The sequence below is a fragment of the Ramlibacter agri genome, assembly GCF_012927085.1.
Lineage (GTDB): Bacteria > Pseudomonadota > Gammaproteobacteria > Burkholderiales > Burkholderiaceae_C > Ramlibacter > Ramlibacter agri.
Map to the genome: position 1 here is coordinate 2,183,400 of NZ_JABBFX010000001.1, position 23,766 is coordinate 2,207,165.

Below are 23,766 nucleotides of genomic sequence, written 5' to 3' on the forward strand. Positions count from 1 at the left end.
TCTCCTTGGGGGTTCAGGCGGCTTGCCGCTCCTGCAGCGTGTCGCGCAGCTCGAACTCGATCGGCCGCACGTAGAGGCTGATGCGCGCGGCTGAGCGCGGCGTGACGCGCACCGACAGCACCGAGAAGTTGCCATTCTCCCTGGCGTCTTCCACGCCGAAGGCGCCCAGCCAGCGCTCCAGGGCGCCCAGCTGGCGTGGCCGCTCGGCCAGGCCCAGGCGCAGCAGGTCGAGGAAGCGCACCGGCAGGTCGGGGAGCGCCGCCAGCAGCACTTCCAGCTTCATCTCGATGCCGCTTTGCGTCTCGCGCAGGCCGATCAGCACCGCGCCCTGCGGCAGCTCGAAGCGGCCGCCCAGCGCCACGCCCACGGTGCGCATCAGGCTGGGCAACTGGTGGCCGATGCCCAGGTAGTTCATCAGCGGGCCCAGTGCATTGAGGCTCAAGGACCCGCGGTGCATGAAGGTGACGCGCTGGCTGCCGGTGTCCTTCTTGCAGCCGATCGAAGTGAAGATCGGCACCAGCCCCGGCAGGATGTCCATGGCCTCGCGCGTGATGCGCGCCAGAGAGGGCGCCAGGGCCTCGATCTGCTGCGGCGCCAGCTCGTAGTAGATCTTGGTGGCGTACAGGCCGTCTTCGTCGAAGGCGCTGCCGAACCAGGCGCCGTAGTTCATCCAGCCCATGCCGGAGAAGCCGCGCCAGGCCTCGCTGCGCGTGTCGAACCACTTCAGCGAATCGCGCCCGAACACCGGCCCGATCAGGCGCCGCATCTCGCGGGTGGCTTCGTCACGGCGCGTCAGCGGCGAGGCATCGGGGCCCATCGGCTCGATCGTGAAGCGCAGGGTCTGCGGCTCGGTCTCCGAGAACGAAGGCTCGTAGGCCACCGCGCCCGGGGCGAGATGGTTGTAGGCGTAGCGGACGTCGTCGTCCGGCTCGGCGAAGCTGCGGCGGATGAGGCCATCGAGGTAGCCCACCGGGTCGCGCACGCCCAGCGCCTGCGAAGCGTTGCGTAACGACTGCACGACGTGCTCCGCCATCGGCGTGGTGCTGGTTCCAGGCATCGCGGTCTCCTTCGCTCAGGCCGGCAGGCTGATGCCGGCCTGGTCCAGCGCGTCGCGCGCGAACTGCGGCATGCCGATGGGCCGGCTGCTGGTGATGGGCGCCTCGATCGGCTGCGCGTACTGCTCGATGTTCTGGTCCTGCACGCCGCCGACGGCCAGCCACTGCTCGCAGGCGTTCACCAGGTCCCAGTCGGTCGGGTCGACGGTGGGCTTGTGGTCCGGGTCCACGCGGTACATCTGCGGGTTGACGATCTGGTCCACCTGCAGCACCGGCCCGCTGACGTTGGACAGCGCCTCCACGTGGTTGGCGATCCAGCGGATGACGATGGCGCCGTTGCGGCTTTGCGTGCGGAAGCGGTGCGTGTTGCGCGGACCGCCCAGGTAGTTGGCGTTCACGAGGTCGATCACCTGCCACATGTCGCGGGCGCCGAACACGTTGCGGAGATCCGGGTCGGTCAGCACCGTCTTGAAGTCCAGGATGGACTGCTGCATCTCGATGGCGGCGTTGTAGGCGATGCCGTAGCCATTCCGCGACAAGTTCGCACCGAGGTCGCGTCCGGCCTTGCGCACCTGCTCCTGCGACACCGCCATCGGCACCGTGCTGCGCAAGAGGCGGTCCACCGTGAGCTGGCGCGCGAAGCTGGAGACGGCGGACAGGAAGCGCAGCCACAGCTCGTTGAAATCGCGATTCGGCTCGCCCGCCTGCGGGTTGCCGCCCGGCGCGCCGAAGCAGCGGAAGTACAGGTCGCGCCGCTCGCTCTCGGTCATGCGCTCGCCGGCCTTCTGGTAGTAGCGGTACAGGTAGTCGCCCACGCGCCCGCGGCCCAGTGGCAGCAGGCCCTGGCGGAACAGGTCGACGATGCGCTCGACCACCTGGTACAGGCGCATCTCTTCGAGCTGGTAGGAGAAGTAGATGGCCTGCACCGCGTTCAGGTTCTCCTTGACGATGTCGATGTCGACCGAGGCTTCCAGGTCCGGCAGGTCGATCTCCAGCGCCGAGGGCGGCGCGCCTTCGATCGAGCCGGTCAGCAGGTTGAAGGCGGCGTCGAGCCGGCTGGTGAGCCAGGTGTCGTTGGCTGTCACGCCGTCGTCGACCAGGCGCCGCACCACTTGGGCGACCGTCTTGGCCGAGACCGCCTGCACGCGCTCGTCGGCGCCGGGGATCTGCTTGGCTTCCGCGGCCACGCGCTCGGCGATCGATGCGTCGGGCGTGATGCAGCCGATGATGGACGGGCTCAGGCGGCCGCTGTCGATCTGGCTTTGCAGCGTGACGACCGAGCGCTCCTTGGCCAGCGCATAGGCGGCGTTGAACAGGTCGTAGTTCTGGCGGTACTCGCCCTGCGCCTCGGCCACGCTGCGCACGAAGCGCGAGTTCGTCGGGTCGACGATGTTGTCCAGTTCTAGCAGCCCGCAGACCGACGCGATCTCGCGCTCGTTGACGCCCAGGTCCGCGGGGATCGTGGTCTGCTGCGAGCCGAACAGGCCGTACTTGAGGACGTACTCGGGATCCTTGCCGTGCACCAGGTCGTCCCAGGTCCTGCGCGCCACCTGCGAGGCCACCGTCTTGTAGAAGATGTCCACCGGCTGGTCGGCGTCCAGCGCGTCGCGCAGCGCCTTCAGTTCGGCCTGCTGGTCGGCGCTGAGCCCGCCCGAGACGTCCCGGGTGTTGTCGATGGCCTGCAGCTGGTCGGCGCGGGCCTTGAGGCGCGAGCGCGCCTGCAATTCACGTTCGGCAAGATCGATCAGCAAGATGCGGCTCATGGCTCGGACTCCTGGGGAAGTGGACTGGGCAAAGGACGAAAAGGTGGACATCGGCACCATGGGCACCGACGGCGCGGCCAGGGCCGAGACCGGCGGCCGGGCCTGGGCGGCGGAGGGTGGTGACTTGGCAGTGCCGGCGGTCGGCGGCCGCGCGTGGCTGGCGGCGCCGGGGTGGTTGCGCCGGGGCGGCGGCGTGGGCGGCGAGTTGCGAGGAGTCTTGGCCATGGCTGTTCCTTCCTCCGGCGCTACGGGGCCGTGCCCGGATCGCCGTCGCCGGCGTCGTCGTCTTCATCGTCCATGCGGTTTTCCAGCGCGCGCAGCGCGGACCACACATCGAGTACGCCTGCGCCGCAGCCGGTGGTGTCGGCGCGCAGGTGCGGGCGGCAGCTGTCCACGAGCAGGGCGCGCGCTTCGGTCCCGGTGAGCGGCCGCGCGCGGGCATTGGCGCGGGCGGCGAGCAGGGCGCAGGCCGCGGTGGCAAAGGGCGCCGCGAAGCTGGTGCCGTTGGCACGCTGCAGTCCGCCCGGCGCATCCGTGAGGCCGCAGGTCCAGATGCCTTCGCCGGGCGCGCACAAGGCCACGTGTTCGCCGCGGGTGGAGAAGCGGCTGGGTTCGCCGCGCAGGTTGACGGAGCCAACGGCGATGACGCCTTCGTGCGCCGCCGGGAAATAGCGTTCGGCCTGGCCCGAGTTGCCGCTGGCCGCCACCAGGATCACGCCGCGGGCGAGCGCATAGCGCACCACTTCCAGGTGCGGCGGCGCGCCGCCATCGGGCAGCTGGTGTTCGGCGGTGCCGAAGCTCATGTTGATGACCTTGGCGCCGAGGTCGATCAACCGCTTCATGCCGGCGTCGATGTTGGCGATGGAGCCGACGCCGACGCGCCGTTCGCCGGCGAGCGCCGCGGCCAGCACGCGCACCGGCAGCAGGCTGCACTGGCCGGCGCCGCCGGGCGGCAGGTCCAGGCCGTCGGCGCGCAGGATGCCGGCGCAGGCGGTGCCGTGGCCGACGTCGTCGCTCGGGTCCTCGTCGTGCTTGTGGCTGTCGCCGACCAGGGTGAGGCCGCCCATGGTGGACGGGTCGAGGTCCACGGTGTCGAAGCCGCGCCGCATCGCCGCTTGCGGCAGGCCGGGGTGCTGCAGCGCGACGCCGGTGTCGGCCAGCCCGATGATGACGGCCGGATCGCCCTGCGTGTAGCCCAGGGCCTGCGGCAGGCGGATCAGTTCGTGCGGGCGCCAGGCTTCCTGCGGGTCGAAGGTGGGACCGGACTGCGCCTGCGCGAGTGCGCGGTAGCTGGTGGAGTCGAGCGGCGCGTAGCTGAGGTGCTCGCACATCGCGCCTTCCACGGTCGGCACCTGCCGCAAGGCCGTGACCAGGTCGTGGATCCCGGCGTCGTCCTGCAGTTCGACGCGCAGCACGCGGGCAACGCCACTGAGCTGTTCGACATCGTCGAAGCGACGCGCGCCGGCAATGGCGGTCGTGCGCGGCTTGCGCGCGCTGTGCACGCGGGCGCAGCGGAAGGCGCCGCCCAGGTCGTTCAACAACCGGTCGACGATGCCGCCGTCGATGTGGTCGGCCGGCGCCACGCCGTAGCGCGTGGTGGCCACCCAGGCCGGCAGGTGCTCGGGTACCTCGCCGAGGTGCAGCGTGAGCAGCAGGCGGCGCGGGACGCGTCTCGCGTTCATGTTGCTGCCTCCTTCCACGCGCCGACGCTGCCGTCGGTGAGCTTGACCGCCGCGACCTGGCCATCGCCGAAATCGACTTCGGCGACCGTGCCCAGTTGATGCGCGAGCGGCTGCAGCACCAGGGTCTGGTCCTGCGCCTGGACCACCGGCACCGGCGTGCCGCCGGCCTGGATCAGCGGCAGCCTGCCGGGGCGCAGCAGCGGGGCTTCGATGTGCAGGCGGGTGGGTTGCGGCAGCGGCGCGCGCGTGGCGACGGGCGCGGTCTTCACCGGCGCCGGGTCCTGCTCCACTCGCGTCACGCGCGGCGCGCTGGCCGCCAGCATGGCCTGCTGCAGCCGGTTCACCGGCATGCGGGCCAGGCGCGCGACCACGTCGGCGCCGGCGGCCTGCCGCAGTTCGTTCAGCTGGCCGATCGAGCGCACGCCGATGCGCTCCAGGCTGCGCTGGTCTTCCGGGTTGATGCGGTCGCCCAGCGCTTCGCGCAGCGAGAACTTCGGGTCCTCGGCCTGGAAGTTGACGGCGTTCTCTTCGACCATCGAGCGCGTGATCGTCGTCAGCGCCAGCTTGATGCTGCTGGCGCCGGCGTCGCCCGGGCCGGCCGGGCGCAGGTAGATGTCGTCGTCCACCATCGACACGAAGGCGCGCAGGTCCAGCGACACGTCCTTGACCGCGAAGGTCATGGGAAGCCTGCCCACGCGCGCCTTCAGCGCCATGCTGGCCTGGGCCTTGTCCAGTTGCTCGGTCAGCGCCTGGATCAACAGGTCGAAGGGCACGCCGGTGTTCTGCACCAGCGGCGGCAGGGCTTGGGCGTCGCTCATGGTGCTTCCTCCACCGGCACGCAAGCCAGCGTGAGCTGCAGGCGGTTCGGTTCTATCGTCCACGTGGCGTCCGCCAGGTTGCGCGGAACGTCGGCCAGCAGCACGCAGCCGCCCGCGCGCAGCACCAGGGCGATGTCCAGCGGCAGGTCGAGGCTCAGGCCCGAAAGCCGCATGCCGGCGCCGGCGGCAACGGCCATCGGCGCAATGCTTTCCTGCAGTTCGCCGATCACTTCATGCAGTTCGCGCAGCATCAGCGGGCTCCTTGGGGCGGCGTGGCCGGCGTGGCGGGTGCGGACGCCGCGGCGGGCGCGGCAGCCGGCGTGCTGCCCAAGACCGCATGCCGCTGGATCAACCCGCGCTTCACGGGATCCGCGAGCTTGTCCAGCGGCAGGGTCTCGGAAACGAAATTCAGCTTGACCTCGCCGAACAGGTCGGCCCGCAGCTCGGTGCTGCTCTGCGCATTGACGTTCACCGTCTGCACCACGGTCTGCACGCCGGCATAGGCGTTGTTGCCGCGCGTGCCCCAGTTGCTGCCGCCCGTGCTGCCGCTGTCGCCGGGGTTCTGCGCGTACTGCACCGTGTTCGATTCCTTGGCGGCGGCGCGGAACATCACCTTGGCGCTGACCGAGCCGTCCTTCACCGCCACGCGGTTGATGCCCAGCGTGACCATGGTGGACAGCAGTTGCAGCCGATTGCCGCCCACCTTCAGGCGCACCTGCGGCAGCACCTGCTGCTCCAGCAGTTCGGTGGTGAGCTCCTGGCCTTCGAGCCCGTAGTCGGACAGCCAGGCCGGGCTGGCGCCCTCGGCGCGTGGCGTCACCTGCGGCCCGGCCGCCACTTCGTCGGTGCCGCGCGGCAATTGCAGCGAGACGTCGGCCGGGTAGTGCTGCGCCAGCCAGTCGCGTGCCTGGTCCGCGCTGACGTTCTCCTCTGTGAACTGTTCGACGGTCTTCGACACGGCGGACAGCAGGTCCGCATAGCTCTCCATCTGCCGGATCGATGCATCCACGATGGCATCGAAGGTCCCGTGCACGAGCTGGGCGACGAAGCCGGGAAAGTCGACCTCGTTGACCAGCGCGCCGGTGCGCGCGGCCAGTGTTTCCGTTGCGGGCGCCTTGGGCGCGGCCGCCGCCGGCGCAACTGCGGCGGGTGCAGGCGCAGCGGCCGGCGTGTTGCCCGTCACGCCGCGTCCCGCGCCGGGCAGGCCGGGCAACATGCCCGGCAGGCCGGCGAGCGCCTGCGCCGGCGCGGCGTCGTCATCGGCAAAACCGATGTGCGCCGGCGGCGGGAGGGCGGGACGGGCGTCCACGGAAGGACCTCAATTCACAGGAAGGTGAACTGCGTCCAGTCGCCCGACAGGTTGTAGCTGCCGTTGCCGAACAGGTGGACGATGCGGTAGGCGAGGCGGTCCGAGCCGACGACGGCGGTGAAGCGGTAGTCGAGGCGGATGCGCACGGCCGCGAACGTGGGGCTGTTGCGCGGATAGACGATGTTGTCGTCCATGATCTGCGCCTTCACGTGCAGGCCCCAGCCGACGGCGTCGTTGGTGGCGATGTTGCTGATGCCGACGTTGCCCACCGACTTGCCGTTGTACTGCCAGCTGATCTCGAACCCGGCGCTGATCTCGTCGACATAGCCCACGTCGAACTTCGGCCAGTCGGTGAGGCGGATCACCGGCCCGTCCTGGTAGGGCGCCTGCGGGTTGGGGACCTGGTCGTTCGGATGCTTCATGCCGCGCATCTGGTCCAGTTCCCAGGAGATGTCGCCCTCGTTGTTCATCACGCGGGTCATCGTCGCGCCGACGATGCTGCTGACGATGGGGATCGCCGCCGGCACGGCCTGCTGCGCCATCGATTCGGGCACCTGCACCACGGGGCGCGGCGCGGGCTGCTGGCGGCCCAGCGGGTCGCGGCCGGCAGGGGCATCGGCCTGCGCGTACGCCGACACCAGCTTGGGCGCATCGCCTTGTTGTTGCGAATCGTCGTCGGCATCGGGCTCGAGGTCGGCCGCCATGCTCAGCGCGAAGGGCGCGGCCGTCACGCTGCGGCGGCCCGCGGGCACGCCGTTGGCGTGCAGGATCTGGTACTGCAGGTTGCCGCCCGAGTTGCCGACGCGTCCCTCGTACAGCTGCAGGAACTGGCTGAAGGGCAGCTTGATGCGGCCCGGCGTGCCCGGCCACGGGTCGTGCATGTACATGAAGGTGTCGGAGCCGTCGGCTGCGCCGCCGCTGGTCATGCCAACGAGCACGCGCGCGTGGCCCCCCGCACCCGGCGACCAGTTCATGTCGATGTAGATCGGGCCGCTGTTGGCCACCATGCGGCACCAGGCTTCGATGGTGTACGAGGCCGGCGGTTCGGGCACCAGGTTCCAGGCATCGGCCAGCGGGCGGCGTTCGGAGGGGAACAGGCCGCGCTTGTAGGCGTTGAAGACCGGCACCTTGTCGGCGATGGACTGGTCGGTGATGGACACCTGGTCGCGCCAGCTGACGATCATCGCCGCCGCGGCGGCCCAGCACGACATCTGGCTGGTCTGCGCGTACATCGGTACGTCGGCCCAGTGCACCGAGAAGGCCGTGCCCAAGGTTTCGGCGGACTGCGCCGTGCTGTCCGGATCGAGCGGCACGGCCAGCCGGCCCGTGACCTGCGCGTCCTCCACTTCCATCGCGCTGGCCTGGCCCCACTCGGTGGCGCGGGCGCGGATCCACGCGATCTTGGCGTCGGTCATGCGGCAGCCCTTGTTGGTGACGTCGTCGGCGCCCGCCACGTGCACGCCCACCATGTGCGCGCGCGGCGGGTTGGTGTTCTCGATCCAGTAGACCGGCGAGCCGCTGTTGCCCGGCAGGGTCTGGATGTCGTAGGTGAAGGTCTCGTCCTCCACGGTGCGCACGAAGCCGCCGTGCAGGTGCTGCTTGCGCGTGTCGATGGTGCGGCTGACGAGCCGGCTGACCACGTCGCTCTGGCGCGAACGCACCGAGTAGCCGCAGACCACCACGCCTTCGGGCCGCGACTGCCGCAGTTCTTCCAGCAGGTTGAACCAGCGGCCGTTGGGCGCGGCCGTGACGGTCTTGATGATGGCGAAGTCGAAGTCGCGGCTGGCCGGGTTGTAGCGGTCGTGCTTCTTCCAGTTGGCGCTGGCGACGGTGAAGCGGCCGAAGGGTTCGTGCGTGGTGTCGACACCCTGGCCGTTCTTGCCCGGCACGAAGATGAGGCTGTTCTTGCCGTCGACGACGTGGGCCGCCGTCAGCAGCAAGTTGCGGCCGATGAAGAAGGCCGTGCCTTGTTCGACCTCCGGGCCGCGCGCCGGGTCGAACACCTGGCAGATGGCGGAGTGCGGGAAGCCGTGCGTGTCGGGCACGCCGGCAAACCACTGCGCGCTCTCGACGAAGAAGCGCAGCTGCTCCAGCAGGCCCTCGTTGTAGTCGTGCAGCAGCAGGTCCATGGAGCGCGCGGGCGCCTGCTGCGGCGGCTCCTCGGGGAAGGCGCCGAAGCCGTCGTCGTACGCCGCGGCGGCAGCCACGGGCGCGGCCGGCGCTGCATTGGTGGAAGGAGCGGGCGCGCCGGCAGGTGGCGCCACCGGGCTGGCGGTTGCGTTGTCGCCGCCCCATTCCAGGCTGGGATCGCGGCCGTTGGCATGGCCGTAGGACGAGCCCGCCTGCGGCGCGATGGAGCGGCGCAGCCCGCGCTCGGTGAGCTGGCGGATGCTGACGTACATCGAGCTGTCGCTGGGCGACTGCACGAAGTCCGGCGAGCCGCGCGTGGTTTCCTTGTACGTGGCCAGGCCGAAGTACAGGCGCGGCTGGCCGACGAAGTTGCCCAGCACGTCCGGCGGCACCAGGTAGACGGCTTCGCCGCGGCGGGCGCGGATGACGCCGTTGGCGCGGCTCGAATAGAAGTTGGCGTGGGCGCGGCGGCCCTTGTTCTCGGCCTTGAACAGGTTGGGGTCGGTCGCGACGGCCACCTCGAACAAGGGGCTTTCGGTGCGCACGGTGAAGCCGAGCACGCTGAAACGGTCGTCGATGCTGTCGCGGTTGGCTTGGATGCGGGGCATGGCGCTCTCCTGGTGTTCGCGCTGCGGGTGGGGGGGCGTCAGCGGCCGGGCCGCTGCGGCTTGCGCGCCCGCGCGGCGGGAGCGGCGGATGCGGAGTTGAGCGGGGCGTCGAGCTCGTCGACGCGCTCCCAGAAGCGGGTGGGCTCGTCGATGCCCAGCCGCACCAGATGGGGTTTCATGAAGGCAATCACGGCATCCAGCTCCGTAAAGAAACTCCGTTCGCCGCTGGCCACGTGCTCGATCGACCCGCGCCAGGCCCGCACCGCACCCGGCACCTCGCCGCCGCTTTCGCACCAGACGCGCACGATGAAGGCGGCGCTGCGGTCTTCGAACAAAGGCATGGCCTCATTCCGGCGGCTGGGGTGTCCTGGGTGGAGCCAGTGTCCCGGCGGCCGGTCACCGCGCGGTCACGCGCACATCACGCGCGCATCACCGAGATGCGGCGCATACTGGCGGCCTCGACAGGAGGCCGTCCATGTCCAATCACGTCTACAAGACGCTCGAGCTCACCGGTTCATCCAGCAGCGGCATCGAGGACGCCGTGTCCACTGCCATCGCGAAGGCGGCGGAGACAGTGCGCAACATGCAGTGGTTCGAAGTCTGCGAGACCCGCGGCCACATCAAGGACGGCAAGGTGGCCTATTGGCAGGTCACCGTGAAGGTGGGTTTCACGCTGGAGTGAAGGGAACAGCCGGACTTCCGGACTTCCGGACGCAAAAGTCGCAAAAGAGCGCAAAGGACGCAAAAAAATCCTTTGATGTTCTTTTGCGTCCTTTGCGGAACCTTTGCGTCTTTTGCGTCCGGAAGTCCTTTCCCCGGCTTCAGGCGAGGCACGAAGCGGTGATCTCGTACGAACGCAGCCGCGCGGCGTGGTCGTGGATGTTGGATGTGATCATCAGTTCGTCGGCCTGGGTGCGGGCGACGAAGTCGTGCAACTGCTTGCGCACGGTGTCGCCCGAGCCGATGGCGCTGCAGGCCAGCACGTCGTCGAGCAACGCCTTGTATTGCGGCGGCAGCTGCTCGCGGTAGCCGGGCACCGGCCGCGGCAGCTTGCTGGGGCGGCCGGTGCGCAGGTTGACGAAGGCCTGCTGCGCCGAAGTGGCGAGCAGTTGCGCCTGCTCGTCGCTGTCCGCCGCGAACACGTTGAAGCCCAGCATCACATAAGGCTTGGCCAGCTGCGCCGAAGGCTTGAAGGTTGCGCGATACAGCGCGATCGCATCCATCATCTGCCCTGGCGCGAAATGCGACGCGAAGGCATAGGGCAGCCCCAGCATCGCCGCCAGCTGCGCGCCGAACAGGCTGGAGCCCAGGATCCACAGCGGCACCTTCAGCCCCTTGCCCGGCACGGCCAGGACGGACTGTTGCGGCTCGTCCGAGAAGAAGTCCATCAGTTCGACGACATCGCGCGGGAACGCGTCCGGGTCGGACATCAGGTTGCGCCGCAAGGCGCGCGCCGTCACCGGATCGGACCCCGGTGCGCGGCCCAGCCCCAGCTCGACGCGGCCGGGAAACAGCGAGGCCAGCGTGCCGAACTGCTCGGCGATCACCAGCGGCGCATGGTTGGGCAGCATGATGCCGCCGGCGCCGACCCGGATCTTGCTCGTCCCTTGGGCCACGTGCGCGATCAGCACGGCGGTGGCCGCGCTGGCGATGCCAGGCATGCCGTGGTGCTCCGCCAGCCAGTAGCGATGGAAGCCCCACTTTTCGGTGTGCTGGGCCAGCGACAGGGAATGCTGGAAGGACAGGGCGGCGTCGCCCCCTTCCACGATGGGCGCGAGGTCGAGGACGGAAAGCGGGATCATGGTTGTTACTTGGGGTTGGCCAGGGTGTCGGCAAGGGCGGCGAGCAGGTCGTCCGGGTGCAGCATGGCCTCGCGCACCGCGCGCGAGGTCTCGTACTGCAGCAGGGCGCCGCGCAGCCGGGGCGCACCGGGCAGGGCCTGCCAGACGGGCAGCAAGCCGTCCGCCGCGGGCGCCGCGCCTTGTGCGAGGGAACGAGCGTACTCCAGGCTCGCCGGTTCGGAGGCGAGCAGGGATTTGGCGGCCGCGCTGAGCCAGGCCGGCTGGGTGTCCGGCGCCGCGCTGCAGCAATAGATGGCGTGCGATGGCAGCGTGGCGTCGTGCGGCTGCAGTCGCTGCAGCGAGGCGCCGCGCACCGCCACGTCGCCGGCTGCGGAGGGAAAGAAGTAGGTCGCGCCGGCCTCGGCTTGCGCAAGCCGCTGCAGGCCGCGGACGAGGCGCGGGAAGTCCGGCGTGGCGGCGGCGGGCGCGGCCTTCACCTCGGCCAGCAGCAGGATGTCGCTACCGTGCACGATGGCCGCATCCCATTCGTCCTTGGTCTTCTCGGCGGCGCCGGGAAAGCCGCGCGGCGTGTGCAGGCGGCTGACTTCGCGGTGGCCTGGTGCGACACGATTCAGCAGCTCCGCTGCCGCGCGCAGCGCATGCACGGCGGCGGCTTCGGCGGCGTCGCCTGCGCGGGCTGAGGCGCGGCCTTGCGCCAGCGCGGCGTCGGTGCCGGCGATGGGGCCGCGCTTTTCCCAGAGCGCGAGGTAGCGCTGCACAGCCGGCTGTGCGCGCAGTTCGGCGCCGCGTTCCAGGCGGGCGAGCACGTCGCCGGCGACCAGCTGGTCCAGCACGCCGCGCACGGCGTGGTCCAGCCGCAGGTCGAGCAGGATGTGGGCCGCGTGCCGCAGCGGCGCCCAGGCTTCGCCTTCGGCCAGCCGATGCAGCTGCGCGAGCGCGTCGGTAAGCGGGCCGGGCGGCAGGCCGCGCAGCTTGCCGGGGTGGGCGATGGCGTCGACGGCGCTGCGCAGCATGCGGTGGTCGGCGGCGAATTGCAGCTGGAGCTGCACGAACTCTTCGACCTCGGGCTCCAGCCCGCGCAGCACCAGGGCCTGGAAGGCGGGGTCGCCGCTGTCCGGCGCGAGGGCATCGCGGATCAGGTCGGCGAGGGCGTCGACGAAGATTTGCTGCGCGTCTGTGTCTTGTCGTCCAAGACGTGCGGATTCGATGGCGAAGGCGAGGGAAGCGTCGGTTCCCGCTTGACGAGCGCTTGCTGCATCGGCAGGCAGCGGTTGCAGGCGAAAGCGGCGCGGGGCTGCTTGCAGTGCGGCGAGCAGGACTTGGTTGCTGGGAGGCACGGCGCCAGTATGACGCGCCGTCTCGGACACCTTCAAGCGCTGCGCCGCGTGAACCCGTCCTCGCTCCAAGCTTCGCTGCCCACGCCGTGATGCACGAAGAACAGGCCCTCGGGGTCGTACCTCGCCTTCACCGCCCGCAAGCGCTCGTAGTTGGGCCCCCAGAAGGCGTGCTGCCAGTCCTGCTCGAAGTAGTCGCTCTCGGAGACATAGGAGCCCGCGTTCGGTACGACCTTGCGCAGCGCATCGCGGCAGCGCGCGACGGCTTGCGCGGACTGTCGCGCCTGCGCCGGATGCGGTTCGTGGCCGGCCACGCCGGGGTAGGCCGGCTGCTCGTTGGCGCCGCTGATCGCGAGCGCGAATGCGGCTATCGCCGCCGGGTTGATTGCGGTGTCGCGTGCCGCGGCCAGCGCCTGCGGCGGCGCGCCGGCCAGGCCCTTGTTGAAGTGCAGCGAAACGCCCGCGTGGCGGCTGGCCGCGAACAGCGCATCGCACAGCGCCGCGCGCTGGTCAGCCTGCAGCAGCGAAGCCGGCATCCACGTGGACTGGTAGGCGTGCAGCACCTGGCCGGCCTGGCCCTGGTCGCCGGGCCAGAACACGTTGCCCTCCGGCGCGCCCGGCCGGTCGTCGCGCTTGATGAAGCCAAGCGTGCGCTTCACCAAGGTCGGCGCAAAGAAGTCGCGGGCCGAGGTGGAAACGATCTTCAGCGGCGAGAAGTCGATGCTGAAGTCCTGCGACGCCGCATCGATGGCGTCGAAGAAGGGCTTCCACACGGCGCGTGCCTCGCTCCAGCCCAGGCCCTGGAACACCATGGAGACGGAGAGCTCGTCGCCGGGGCGAAAACGCATCTGCTCGCCCCAGTGCGGGTTCATCAGCCGGTCGGCGTAATGGTCGATGGCCAGCCCCACCAGCCGGCGGAAAGCCGCCGGCGACTTCGCGTGCACGGTGAAGTTGACCGCGCCGAAGTTCTCCGGCAGCGGGTGCACGCGCAAGGTCACGCGCGTCACCACGCCCAGGCTGCCGCCACCGCCGCCCTTCAGGCCCCAGAACAGGTCCGCGTTCTGGCAGGCATTGGCGATGCGCACCTGGCCGTCGGCGGTGACGACCTCGGCTTCCAGCAGGCTGGCCGCGGCCAGGCCGAAGGCCTTGGAGAAGCTGCCGAAGCCGCCGCTCTGGATCAAGCCTGCCACGCCCACCGTCATGCAGCCGCCGCCCTGCACGTAGCCGCCGGCGCGCGTCGTGACGGCGTCGTAGGCCTGCGCCCAGACGGCCCCCGCGCCGATGCTCACCGCGCGCACCGGCGCCGTGCCGCTGCAGCCGGCCGCGACGAAGGCGTCGTGCATGGTGATGGCGTTCATCTTGCGCGTCCACACCAGCAGCGAATCCGGCGCGTTGGACGTGCCCTGGTAGCTGTGGCCGCCGCCTTTGACGACGAGGCGCAAACGATGCTGGCGCGCGAAGTTGACGGCGGCCGCGACGTCCTGCGCATTGCGCGCCGCGACCGCGTAGACGCTGGGCGACGAGGTCCAGGCGTCGATCCAGCCGAGCGTCTGCGTCATCGCCACTTCGTCGCCGAGGAACCAGGGGTTCTTCGCGGACTGGAACAACTGCTGGCAGGCGGCAGCGGTGGGTGTCGCGCGGCACGCCGGCCAAGGCGACTGCACCTTGATCAACGTGCCGTGCACTTGCTCCCCGAGCGCTTTCCACTCGGCTTCGGCGGGCCAGCCGGGCGCGCCGGGGCGCACGCGCGCGAAGGCGGGTTGCGCCGGCGCGGGCAGGGCTTGGAGAAAAGGCGCGGCGGCGGCGAGTTGCAGCAGGCGGCGGCGAGGGAGGGTGTGTTGGTCTGGTTTCACGGGCGGCGGCCGAATTCCACCACCCGATTCTCCGGCAGGCAAAAGTAATCCGACGACCGGCTCGAATTGCGATGCAGCCACGCGAACACCGCCTGCCGCGGACGCGACATCGCCTTCAGGTGCCCGGTGGCCACCGTCTCGCGCGAAGTGAAGTAGGAAGTGCTCATCGCCTCGAGCGGGATGCCGCGCTGGTAGGACAGAAGCTTCATGAATTCCGGCACGTCCGGCACCTCCATGAAGCCGTGGCGCGCCACCACCTGCCAGAAGCCGTCGCCCAGCTCCGTCACCTGCAGCCGCTGTCCCGGCGGAACGCGCGGCACGTCGGTGGGCTGCACCTTCAGGATGACGATGCGCTGGTGCAGCACCTGGTTGTGTTTCAGGTTGTGCAGCAGCGCATGCGGCACCGAGTCCGGCTCGGAGGTGAGGAACACCGCGGTGCCGCGCACGCGGTGCGGCGGGTCCTGCAGCAGCGAGTGCACGAACGGCGCCAGGTCCACGCGGTCGGCCTGCGCGAGCTCGTGCACCAGCCCGCGACCGCGCGACCAGGTGGTGAAGAGGCCCATCACCAGCGCGGCCACCAGCAGCGGCAGCCAGCCGCCATCGGCGATCTTCAGGCTGTTGGCAAAGGTGAAGAGCAGGTCGATGGCCAGGAAGAAGACGGAGCCGATGGCCACCGCCAGCCGGTTCCAGCCCCACAGCCGGCGCGCCACCAGCGCCGCCAGCATCGTGGTGGTCACCATGGTCACCGACACCGCGATGCCGTAGGCGGCGCCCAGCGCGCTGGAGCTCCTGAACCCGATCACCAGCGCCAGCACGCCCAGCATCAGCAGCCAGTTGACGGCCGGCAGGTAGACCTGGCCCATGGCGGTGCCCGAAGTCTGCACGATGCGCAGCCGCGGCAGGTAGCCCATGCGCATGGCCTGCGCCGTCAGCGAATAGGCGCCGGAGATCACGGCCTGCGAAGCGATGACGGTGGCCAGCGAGGCCAGCACCACCAGCGGCACCACGCCCCAGGCCGGCGCCAGCCGGAAGAAGGGGTTGTCGATGGCGGCCGGGTCATGCAGCACCAGCGCGCCCTGGCCGAAGTAGCACAGCACCAGCGCCGGCAGAGCCACGCAGAACCAGGCCTGGCGGATGGCGCGCGCGCCGAAGTGGCCCATGTCGGCATAGAGCGCTTCGCCGCCGGTGACGGCCAGGAAGACCGAGCCCATCACGGCCAGCGACTGCGCCTGGTGCGTCACGAGGAAGTGCACGGCCCACCACGGGTTCAGCGCCTGCAGCACGGACGGATCGGCCGCGACCTGCCGCAGCCCCAGCACCCCGAGCACGATGAACCACAGCAGCATCACCGGCCCGAACACGCGGCCGACGGCGCCGGTGCCGAACTTCTGCACCAGGAACAGCGCCACCAGGATCACCAGCGTGAACGGGATGACGTAGGCGTCGAAGACCGGCGTGGCGACGTTGAGGCCTTCCACCGCCGACAGCACCGAGATCGCCGGCGTGATGATGCTGTCCCCGTAGAACATGGCCGTGCCCGTGAGGCCCAGCCAGGCCACCAGCGCCAGCACCCAGGGCCGGTTGTCGCTTTGCAGCACGGCATGCCGCGCCAGCGCCTGCAAGGCCATGATGCCGCCCTCGCCGTCGTGGTCCGCGCGCAGCACGAACACGACGTACTTGACCGTCACGATCAGGGTCAGCGCCCAGAACACCAGCGACAGGATGCCCAGCACCGAGTCGGGCGTGAGCGGAACGCCGTGCTCCGGGTTCAGGCACTCGCGGAAAGCGTACAGCGGCGAGGTGCCGATGTCGCCGTAGACCACGCCAAGCGCGGTGAGGGCGAGCGCGGCCTTCGCGGGATGCGCCGGTTCGCCGGCGGGGACGGTGATCGATTTCATCGGGGAATTCCGCAACCCGCCCGATTCTGCGGCGGCGCAGCCGCGGCGCCACCGGCGCGCGCCAGCTTTTACGGATTTTTTATGGCGGCCTTTACGGCTTGTTGATACGGCGGCCCGGCTTCTTGATCCCGTTTTTTCACGCCGGCTGGAAGACTAGCCGCAGTCCAAGGAATGGAGGTTTGCTATGGACTTCGTCTTCATCGGCTTGGGCTTCGTGCTCTGGTTGCTGGCCGCGCTGCTGGTGCGCGGCCTGGAGCGGCTGGAGCCGCCGCAAAGGAGCCGGCCGTGATCGCGCCGGCCGTCATCTACGGCGCGGCGGGCTTCTGTGCCCTGCTGCTGCTCGCCTATCTCGTCTACGCGTTGATCAACGCCGAGGAGTTCTGACATGGGCGCTTCCGCCTGGGGCCTGCTGGCCCTGTTTCTCGCCCTCGTGCTGGCCGCCGGCTGGCCGCTGGGCCGCTGGATGGCCGCCTTGCTTGAAGGCCGGCTGCCGCGCTGGATGCAACGCGTCGAGGCCCCGCTGTACCGGCTGGCCGGCACCGACCCGCAGCGTTCCATGCGCTGGACCCACTACGCCTATGCACTGCTGGCCTTCAATGCGCTGGGCGCTCTCGTTGTCTACGCGTTGCAGCGCCTGCAGCTGTGGCTGCCGCTGAATCCGGCCGGCCTGGCCGCGGTGTCGCCCGACTCCTCGTTCAACACGGCGCTCAGCTTCGTCACCAACACCAACTGGCAGGGCTATGGCGGCGAGTCCACCATGGGCTACCTGGTGCAGATGCTGGCGCTGGCCGCGCAGAACTTCCTTTCCGCGGCCACGGGCATCGCCGTCGCCTTCGCGCTGATCCGCGGCTTCGCGCAGCGCTCGGCCTCGGGCGTCGGCAACTTCTGGGCCGACCTGGTGCGCTCTACGCTTTGGCTGCTGCTGCCGCTGTCCATAGTGGTCGCGCTGTTCCACGTGTCGCAGGGATCCATCCAGAACTTCTCGGCCTACCAGGAAGTGCACTCACTGGCCGGCGCCACGCAGACGCTGCCCATGGGCCCGGTCGCTTCGCAGGAAGCGATCAAGATGCTCGGCACCAATGGCGGCGGCTTCTTCAACGCCAACTCCGCGCATCCTTTCGAGAACCCGAACGCCTGGACCAACCTGGTGCAGATGCTGGCCATCTTCGCCATCCCGGCGGGCCTGTGCTTCACCTTCGGCCGCGGCGTGGGCGACATCCGCCAGGGCTGGGCCGTGTTCGCCGCGATGGCGATCCTGTTCGTTGCGCTGGTGGTGGTGGTGATGCCGGCGGAACAGGCCGGCAACCCGCACCTTGCCGCGCTGGGCGTCGACATGAGCGGCGGCAACATGGAGGGCAAGGAGGCGCGCTTCGGCATCCCGGCTTCCGGTCTGTTCGCCGCGGTCACCACAGCCGCTTCCTGCGGCGCCGTCAACGGCATGCACGACTCCTTCACGCCGCTCGGCGGCATGGTGCCGCTGGTGCTGATGCAGCTGGGCGAAGTGGTGTTCGGCGGCGTGGGCTCGGGCCTGTACGGCATGCTGATCTTCGCCATCCTCGCCGTCTTCATCGCCGGCCTGATGATCGGCCGCACGCCCGAGTACCTGGGCAAGAAGATCGAGGCCTACGAAATGAAGCTGACCTCGGTCGCCATCCTCGTCACGCCCATCGTGGTGCTGGTGGGGACCGCCATCGCGGTCGTGGCAGGTGCGGGCAAGGCGGGCGTCGCGAACCCGGGCGCGCACGGCTTCACCGAGATCCTCTACGCCTTCACCTCGGCGGCCAACAACAACGGCAGCGCCTTTGCCGGCCTGTCGGCCAACACGCCCTTCTACAACACGATGCTGGGCCTGGCGGTCTGGCTGGGCCGCTTCGGCGTGATCGTGCCGGTGCTGGGCATCGCCGGCGCGCTGGCGGCCAAGAAGCGCGTGCCCGTGACGGCGGGCACCCTGCCCACGCACGGCCCGCTGTTCGTCCTGCTGGTCATAGGCACCGTGCTGCTGGTTGGCCTGCTGAATTACGTGCCCGCCCTGGCCCTCGGCCCGGCGGTGGAGCACTTCATGCTTTGGAGCGCGCAATGAGCAAGCATCCCAGGCCGCAGCTGCGGCTGTTCGACCCCGCCCTGGTCAAGCCGGCGCTGGCGGGCGCCTTCGCCAAGCTGAACCCGCGGGTCCAGGTCCACAACCCGGTGATGTTCGTCGTCTACATCGGCAGCATCGTCTGCACCCTGCTGTGGGTCGACGCGCTGCGGGGCGGCGGCGAGACGAACGCCGGCTTCATCTTCGCCATCGCCCTGTGGCTGTGGTTCACCGTGCTGTTCGCCAATTTCGCCGAGGCCCTGGCCGAGGGCCGCAGCAAGGCGCAGGCAGCTTCGCTGCGCGGCATGAAGAAGAGCGTCTGGGCCAAGCGCTACGACGCCGCGGGCGCGGACGGCCGCTGGCACGGCGCCGCCTGGCTGCCGCGCCGCGGCGAGGAACTGGCGAAGGACGACGTGGTGCTGGTCGAACCCGAAGACATCGTCCCGCTGGACGGCGAGGTGATCGAAGGCGTGGCGGCCGTCGACGAGAGCGCCATCACCGGCGAATCCGCGCCGGTGGTGCGCGAAGCCGGCGGCGACTTCAGCTCGGTGACCGGCGGCACCCGCGTGCTGTCCGACTGGCTGGTGGTGCGCATTACCGTGAACCCGGGCGAGTCCTTCCTCGACCGCATGATAGGCATGGTCGAAAGCGCGCGCCGGCAGAAGACGCCCAACGAGATCGCGCTGCATATCCTGCTGATCGCGCTGACCATCGTGTTTCTGGTGGTCACGGCGACCTTGCTGCCGTACTCGATCTTCAGCGTGGAGGCCAGCGGCGCCGGCCAGGTGGTCACCATCACCGCGCTGGTCTCGCTGCTGGTGTGCCTGATCCCCACCACCATCGGCGGCCTGCTGTCGGCCATCGGCGTGGCCGGCATGAGCCGCATGATGGGCGCCAACGTGATCGCCACCTCGGGCCGTGCGGTCGAAGCAGCCGGTGACGTCGACGTGATGTTGCTGGACAAGACCGGCACCATCACGCACGGCAATCGCCAGGCCTCGGCCTTCTACCCGGCGCCGGGCGTGACGCAGGAGCAGCTGGCCCGCACGGCGCTGCTCGCCTCGCTGGCCGACGAGACGCCCGAAGGCCGCTCCATCGTCGACCTGGCGCGGCGCCTGCGCGTGGACGACCGTCCCATCGACGGCGCGCGGCTGATCCCCTTCAGCGCGGAGCACCGCATGAGCGGCGTGGACATCCCGCTGCCGGAGCTGGAGGCAACGGGCGGCGCCGCTGTGGTGGCCGAGCGCGTCCAGGCCCTGCGCAAGGGCGCAGCCGACGCGGTGCGCGCCTACGTGCAGATGCTGGGCGGAGCCGTTCCCGCCGACGTGCTGCGCACATCCGACGAAGTCGCACGCCGTGGCAGCACGCCGCTGGTGGTGGCCGAGGGCGACACGGTGAGGGGCGTGATCGAGCTGAAGGACATCGTCAAGACCGGCATCCGCGAGCGCTTCACCGAGCTGCGCCGCATGGGCATCCGCACGGTGATGATCACCGGCGACAACAAGCTCACGGCCGCGGCGATCGCGGCCGAGGCTGGCGTCGACGATTTCGTCGCCCAGGTTGCGCCGGAAGGCAAGCTGAAGCTGATTCGCGAGTACCAGGCCGAAGGCCGCCTCGTGGCCATGACCGGCGACGGCACCAACGACGCGCCGGCGCTGGCACAGGCGGACGTCGCGGTGGTCATGAACAGCGGCACGCAGGCGGCCAAGGAGGCCGGCAACATGGTGGACCTGGACTCGGACCCCACCAAGCTGCTGGAAGTGGTGGAGACCGGCAAGGCGCTGCTGATGACGCGCGGCTCGCTGACCACCTTCTCCATCGCCAACGACGTGGCCAAGTACTTCGCCATCCTGCCGGCGATCTTCGTCACCACCTACCCGCAGCTGCAGGCGCTGAACGTGATGCGCCTCGCCAGCCCGCAGTCCGCCATCCTGTCGGCGGTGATCTTCAACGCGCTGGTCATCGTGTTCCTGATCCCGCTGGCGCTGCAGGGCGTGCGCTACCGGCCGGTGGGCGCGGCGGCGCTGCTGCGCCGCAACCTCGCCATCTACGGCCTGGGCGGCCTCGTCGTGCCCTTCGTGGGCATCAAGTTGATCGACATGATCCTCGCGGCCTTCGGCCTCGCCTGAAAGAGAGTGCATCCATGGACAAGGAATCCATCCTCCGCCCCACGCTGGTCCTGTTCGCCGCGCTCACGCTGCTGGTGGGCGTGGCCTACCCGGTGGTCGTGACGGGCACCGCGCAGGCGGCGTTCCCGCGGCAGGCCGCAGGCAGCTTGGTCCGCGTGAACGGCCAGCTCGTGGGCTCGGACCTGATCGGGCAGGACTTCCACGACGCCAGGCACTTCTGGGGCCGGCCTTCGGCGACCGCGGACCAGCCGTACAACGGGCTGGCTTCGGGCGGCTCGAACCTGGGGCCGCTGAATCCGGCGCTGGTGGAGGCAGTGAAGGCGCGCGTCGCGGCGCTGCGTGCCGCGGATCCGGGCAACACCGCGCCGGTGCCGGCGGACCCGGTGACCGCCTCCGGCAGCGGGCTGGACCCGCACATCAGCCCCGCGGCGGCGCGCTACCAGGTGGCCCGCGTCGCCAGGGCGCGGGGCCTGCCCGTCGACAAGGTCGCTGCGCTGGTGGAACAGAACATCGAACAGCCCTGGCTGGGTCTCATCGGCGAGCCGGTGGTGAATGTCCTGCGCCTGAACCTCGCTCTTGATAACCTGTAGGGGTTCCCGACGCACCCGCATGGCCGCCGCCTCCGACCACCGCCCCGACCCCGACGAACTGCTCGCCCAGCTGCAGGCGGACGAACAGCGCGCGCGGCGCGGGCGGCTGCGCATCTACTTCGGCGCCAACGCCGGCGTCGGCAAGACCTTTGCCATGCTCGGCGCCGCGCGGCGCGAGCAGCAGGCCGGCCGCGACGTGCTGGTCGGCGTGGTGGAGACGCATGGCCGCAGCGAGACGGCGCAGCTGGCCGAGGGCTTGCCGCAGCTGCCGCTGCGCGAAGTGCGCTACCGCGACCGCCTCCTGAAGGAGTTCGACCTCGATGGCGCGCTGGAGCGCAAGCCCGCGATCCTGCTGGTGGACGAACTGGCGCACTCCAACGTCCCCGGCTCGCGCCACCCCAAGCGCTGGCAGGACGTGCAGGAGCTGCTGGACGCCGGCATCGACGTCTGGTCGACGCTGAACGTCCAGCACCTGGAAAGCCTCAACGACACGGTGGGCGCCATCACCGGCATCCGCGTGCACGAGACGGTGCCCGACACCGTGCTCGATGGCGCCGACGAAGTGGTGCTGGTGGACGTGCCGCCCGACGAACTGATGGCGCGCCTCAAAGCCGGCAAGGTCTACATCCCGCAGCAGGCCGAGCGTGCCGCGCAGAACTTCTTCCGCAAGGGCAACCTGATCGCGCTGCGCGAGATCGCGCTGCGTCGCACGGCCGAACACGTCGAGGACGACGTGCGCAGCTACCGGGTGGAGCAGGCCATCGCGCCGGTGTGGAACACCGAAGGCGCGATCCTCGCCTGCGTCGGCCCGCGCGCGGGCGACGAACAGGCGGTGCGCGCCGCGGCGCGCCTGGCCGGCCAGATGAACGTGCGCTGGTACGCGGCCTACGTCGAGACACCCAGGCTGCGCCGGCTGCCGGCCGGCGAGCGGGATCGCATCCTGGCCGTGCTCAAGCTGGCCGAGGAACTGGGCGCCGAAACCGCGGTGCTGGCGGCCCATGCCGTCGCGCCGGAACTGGTGGCGCATGCGCAGCAGCTCAATTGCGCGACCCTGGTGGTGGGCCGCCCCGGCCCGCGCCACGGTGGCTGGGGCATGGCGCCGCCCAGCATGACGCGCCGGCTGGCGCGGCTGGCGCCGGCGATGGACGTGGTGGAGATCGGCCTGCGCGAGAGCGTGCGCCGCCTGGCCCGGGTGACGCCGGCGGCGCCGGAGGAGGGCGACTCCGAGAACGGCTGGCAGGCGCGTTGGCTGCCCTATGCCTGGGCCGCGGCCGCCAGCGTGGCGATCACGCTGGTCACCACGCCGCTGCACGACGTGCTGGATCTGGCCAACATCGTCATGCTGTTCCTGCTCACGACGGTGGCCGTGGCCATGCGCTTCGGCCGCGGGCCGGCGGCGCTGGCCGCGGTGTTGAACGTGGCGGCCTTCGATTTCTTCTTCGTGCCGCCGCGCCTGTCGATGGCGGTGAGCGACGTGCAGTACCTGGTGACCTTCTGCGTGATGCTGGTGGTGGGGCTGCTGGTCGGCCAGCTGACGGCGGGCCTGCGCTTCCAGGCGCGCATCGCCGACAGCCGCGAGCGGCGCGCGCAATCGCTGTTCGAGCTGACGCGCGACCTGTCCGCCGCCTTGCTCTCGACGCAGGTGGCGGCGCTGGGCCAGGACGCGGTGCGCGGCCACTTCGGCGGCGACGCGGTGGTGCTGGTGACGGATGCGCGCGACGAACTGGTGCAGCCCGCGCACGCGCCGCCGGGCTTCGACGGCAGCGTTGCCGACTGGGCCTTCCGCAATTGGCAGCCGGCGGGCCTGGCCACCAGCACGCTGGCCGCGCAGGCCTGGCACTACGTGCCGCTGCAGGCGCCGATGCGCGTGCGTGGCGTACTGGCGCTGAAGCCGGCGCAGCCGCGCTGGCTGCTGATCCCGGAGCAGCGCCGCCAGCTCGAGACCCTGGCGCGCCAGGTGGCGATCGCGTTGGAGCGCGTGCACTACGTCGAGATCGCGCAGCAGGCGCTGGTGGAAATGGAATCGGAGCGCCTGCGCAATGCGCTGCTGGCGGCGATCTCGCACGACGTGCGCACGCCGCTGACGGCGCTGATCGGGCTGGCGGAGTCGCTGCGGAATTCGCTTCGGAATTCACTGCAGGGCGAGACGGCGGAGGCCATCGCGCAGCAGGCGCGCTCGCTGGGCCACCTGGTGAACAACCTGCTGGACATGGCGCGGCTGCAGAGCGGCAAGGTGAACCTGCGGCTCGAATGGCAGTCGGTGGAGGAAGTGGTGGGCACGGCCTTGCGCAGCGCGCAACCGCACCTGCAGGGGCGCACGGTGCACGTGTCGCTGCCCGCGGACCTGCCGCTGGTGGAGTTCGACGCCGTGCTGATCGAGCGGGTGCTGGTGAACCTGCTGGAGAACGCCGCCAAGTACGGGGTGCCGCCGATCGAGATCCGCGCCTGGGCCGAGCCCGACGCACTGCGCGTGGCGGTGCGTGACCACGGGCCGGGCCTGCCGGCCGCGGTGCAGGGCCGCGAGCAGGTGCTGTTCGAGAAGTTCACGCGCGGCCAGGCCGAGTCCGCCACGCCCGGCGTGGGCCTGGGCCTGGCGATCTGCAAGGCCGTCATCGACGCCCACCGCGGCACCATGCAGGCTGCCAATGCGGCTGGCGGCGGGGCAGAATTCAGCTTCCGCCTGCCGCGCCGGCCCCCGCCCGCGGCGCCGGCCTGAGA

General features: G+C 70.3%; 18 protein-coding genes. 6 read left to right on the plus strand and 12 right to left on the minus strand.

Annotated elements, in window-relative coordinates; translation table 11 throughout:
- Nucleotides 1-13: 13 nt before the first annotated feature.
- The 8 genes from HHL11_RS10640 to HHL11_RS10675 are packed head-to-tail and all read right to left on the minus strand — an operon-like array spanning nucleotide 14 to nucleotide 9,706.
- Nucleotides 14-1,057: a hypothetical protein gene (locus tag HHL11_RS10640; protein WP_169418353.1), complete on the minus strand. Its 1,044-nt coding sequence runs from the start codon at nucleotides 1,055-1,057 to the stop codon at nucleotides 14-16.
- A gap of 15 nt (nucleotides 1,058-1,072) precedes the next feature.
- Entirely contained in the window at nucleotides 1,073-3,043 is a 1,971-nt protein-coding gene (locus tag HHL11_RS10645; RefSeq protein ID WP_169418354.1) for a hypothetical protein, read from the minus strand.
- Nucleotides 3,044-3,063: 20 nt separating this feature from the next.
- On the minus strand, nucleotides 3,064-4,500 hold the full coding sequence (locus HHL11_RS10650; RefSeq protein WP_169418355.1) for a S8 family peptidase: 1,437 nt from the start codon (nucleotides 4,498-4,500) through the stop codon (nucleotides 3,064-3,066).
- Nucleotides 4,497-5,318, minus strand: coding sequence for a hypothetical protein (locus tag HHL11_RS10655; RefSeq protein ID WP_169418356.1), 822 nt, complete (start codon nucleotides 5,316-5,318; stop codon nucleotides 4,497-4,499). The genes HHL11_RS10650 and HHL11_RS10655 overlap by 4 nt, the downstream gene beginning before the upstream one ends.
- Nucleotides 5,315-5,569, minus strand: a complete 255-nt coding sequence (locus HHL11_RS10660) for a hypothetical protein (RefSeq protein WP_169418357.1) — start codon at nucleotides 5,567-5,569, stop codon at nucleotides 5,315-5,317. Before HHL11_RS10660 ends, HHL11_RS10655 begins: the two co-directional genes overlap by 4 nt.
- Nucleotides 5,569-6,627 (minus strand): hypothetical protein, encoded by a 1,059-nt coding sequence (locus HHL11_RS10665; protein ID WP_169418358.1) that lies wholly within the window; start codon nucleotides 6,625-6,627, stop codon nucleotides 5,569-5,571. Before HHL11_RS10665 ends, HHL11_RS10660 begins: the two co-directional genes overlap by 1 nt.
- A gap of 14 nt (nucleotides 6,628-6,641) precedes the next feature.
- Entirely contained in the window at nucleotides 6,642-9,365 is a 2,724-nt protein-coding gene (locus HHL11_RS10670; protein WP_169418359.1) for a papain-like cysteine protease family protein, read from the minus strand.
- 38 nt (nucleotides 9,366-9,403) lie between these two features.
- Entirely contained in the window at nucleotides 9,404-9,706 is a 303-nt protein-coding gene (locus HHL11_RS10675; protein ID WP_169418360.1) for a hypothetical protein, read from the minus strand.
- A 134-nt stretch (nucleotides 9,707-9,840) separates the two neighbouring features.
- Between HHL11_RS10675 and HHL11_RS10680 the strand changes: the two genes are divergently transcribed.
- Nucleotides 9,841-10,047, plus strand: coding sequence for a dodecin (locus HHL11_RS10680; protein WP_169418361.1), 207 nt, complete (start codon nucleotides 9,841-9,843; stop codon nucleotides 10,045-10,047).
- A 139-nt stretch (nucleotides 10,048-10,186) separates the two neighbouring features.
- Here HHL11_RS10680 and HHL11_RS10685 read toward each other — a convergent pair whose 3' ends face one another.
- From HHL11_RS10685 to HHL11_RS10700, 4 genes are read right to left on the minus strand one after another with little or no spacing between them, the layout of a single operon-like run.
- Nucleotides 10,187-11,167 carry an LLM class flavin-dependent oxidoreductase gene (locus tag HHL11_RS10685; protein WP_169418362.1) on the minus strand — a complete coding sequence of 327 codons (981 nt, stop codon included), beginning with the start codon at nucleotides 11,165-11,167 and terminating at the stop codon, nucleotides 10,187-10,189.
- Nucleotides 11,168-11,172: 5 nt separating this feature from the next.
- On the minus strand, nucleotides 11,173-12,504 hold the full coding sequence (locus tag HHL11_RS10690) for a hypothetical protein (RefSeq protein WP_169418363.1): 1,332 nt from the start codon (nucleotides 12,502-12,504) through the stop codon (nucleotides 11,173-11,175).
- A gap of 32 nt (nucleotides 12,505-12,536) precedes the next feature.
- Nucleotides 12,537-14,354, minus strand: coding sequence for an FAD-binding protein (locus HHL11_RS10695; RefSeq protein WP_169418364.1), 1,818 nt, complete (start codon nucleotides 14,352-14,354; stop codon nucleotides 12,537-12,539).
- Complete coding sequence (locus tag HHL11_RS10700) at nucleotides 14,351-16,252, minus strand: potassium transporter Kup (RefSeq protein WP_169418365.1); 1,902 nt, start codon at nucleotides 16,250-16,252, stop codon at nucleotides 14,351-14,353. Before HHL11_RS10700 ends, HHL11_RS10695 begins: the two co-directional genes overlap by 4 nt.
- Nucleotides 16,253-16,537: 285 nt before the next feature.
- Here HHL11_RS10700 and HHL11_RS34815 point away from each other — a divergent pair, with 285 nt between their 5' ends.
- From HHL11_RS34815 to HHL11_RS10725, 5 genes are read left to right on the plus strand one after another with little or no spacing between them, the layout of a single operon-like run.
- Entirely contained in the window at nucleotides 16,538-16,636 is a 99-nt protein-coding gene (locus HHL11_RS34815) for a potassium-transporting ATPase subunit F (RefSeq protein ID WP_342593199.1), read from the plus strand.
- Nucleotide 16,637: 1 nt separating this feature from the next.
- Nucleotides 16,638-18,332 carry a potassium-transporting ATPase subunit KdpA gene (kdpA, locus tag HHL11_RS10710; protein ID WP_169418367.1) on the plus strand — a complete coding sequence of 565 codons (1,695 nt, stop codon included), beginning with the start codon at nucleotides 16,638-16,640 and terminating at the stop codon, nucleotides 18,330-18,332.
- Nucleotides 18,329-20,458 (plus strand): potassium-transporting ATPase subunit KdpB, encoded by a 2,130-nt coding sequence (kdpB, locus tag HHL11_RS10715; RefSeq protein ID WP_169418368.1) that lies wholly within the window; start codon nucleotides 18,329-18,331, stop codon nucleotides 20,456-20,458. Before kdpA ends, kdpB begins: the two co-directional genes overlap by 4 nt.
- Before the next feature lie 14 nt (nucleotides 20,459-20,472).
- Entirely contained in the window at nucleotides 20,473-21,048 is a 576-nt protein-coding gene (gene kdpC / locus HHL11_RS10720) for a potassium-transporting ATPase subunit KdpC (protein ID WP_169418369.1), read from the plus strand.
- A gap of 19 nt (nucleotides 21,049-21,067) precedes the next feature.
- Nucleotides 21,068-23,764: a DUF4118 domain-containing protein gene (locus HHL11_RS10725; protein WP_169418370.1), complete on the plus strand. Its 2,697-nt coding sequence runs from the start codon at nucleotides 21,068-21,070 to the stop codon at nucleotides 23,762-23,764.
- Nucleotides 23,765-23,766 lie beyond the last annotated feature (2 nt).

Excerpts from the sequence above, each read along its gene's own strand:
- HHL11_RS10640 (WP_169418353.1), bottom strand. The coding sequence starts at position 1,057 with ATGCCTGGAACCAGCACCACGCCGATGGCGGAGCACGTCGTGCAGTCG.
- HHL11_RS10645 (WP_169418354.1), bottom strand. The coding sequence starts at position 3,043 with ATGGCCAAGACTCCTCGCAACTCGCCGCCCACGCCGCCGCCCCGGCGC.
- HHL11_RS10650 (WP_169418355.1), bottom strand. The coding sequence starts at position 4,500 with ATGAACGCGAGACGCGTCCCGCGCCGCCTGCTGCTCACGCTGCACCTC.
- HHL11_RS10655 (WP_169418356.1), bottom strand. The coding sequence starts at position 5,318 with ATGAGCGACGCCCAAGCCCTGCCGCCGCTGGTGCAGAACACCGGCGTG.
- HHL11_RS10660 (WP_169418357.1), bottom strand. The coding sequence starts at position 5,569 with ATGCTGCGCGAACTGCATGAAGTGATCGGCGAACTGCAGGAAAGCATT.
- HHL11_RS10670 (WP_169418359.1), bottom strand. The coding sequence starts at position 9,365 with ATGCCCCGCATCCAAGCCAACCGCGACAGCATCGACGACCGTTTCAGC.
- HHL11_RS10675 (WP_169418360.1), bottom strand. The coding sequence starts at position 9,706 with ATGCCTTTGTTCGAAGACCGCAGCGCCGCCTTCATCGTGCGCGTCTGG.
- HHL11_RS10680 (WP_169418361.1), top strand. The coding sequence starts at position 9,841 with ATGTCCAATCACGTCTACAAGACGCTCGAGCTCACCGGTTCATCCAGC.
- HHL11_RS10685 (WP_169418362.1), bottom strand. The coding sequence starts at position 11,167 with ATGATCCCGCTTTCCGTCCTCGACCTCGCGCCCATCGTGGAAGGGGGC.
- HHL11_RS10700 (WP_169418365.1), bottom strand. The coding sequence starts at position 16,252 with ATGAAATCGATCACCGTCCCCGCCGGCGAACCGGCGCATCCCGCGAAG.
- kdpA (WP_169418367.1), top strand. The coding sequence starts at position 16,638 with ATGGGCGCTTCCGCCTGGGGCCTGCTGGCCCTGTTTCTCGCCCTCGTG.
- kdpB (WP_169418368.1), top strand. The coding sequence starts at position 18,329 with ATGAGCAAGCATCCCAGGCCGCAGCTGCGGCTGTTCGACCCCGCCCTG.
- kdpC (WP_169418369.1), top strand. The coding sequence starts at position 20,473 with ATGGACAAGGAATCCATCCTCCGCCCCACGCTGGTCCTGTTCGCCGCG.
- HHL11_RS10725 (WP_169418370.1), top strand. The coding sequence starts at position 21,068 with ATGGCCGCCGCCTCCGACCACCGCCCCGACCCCGACGAACTGCTCGCC.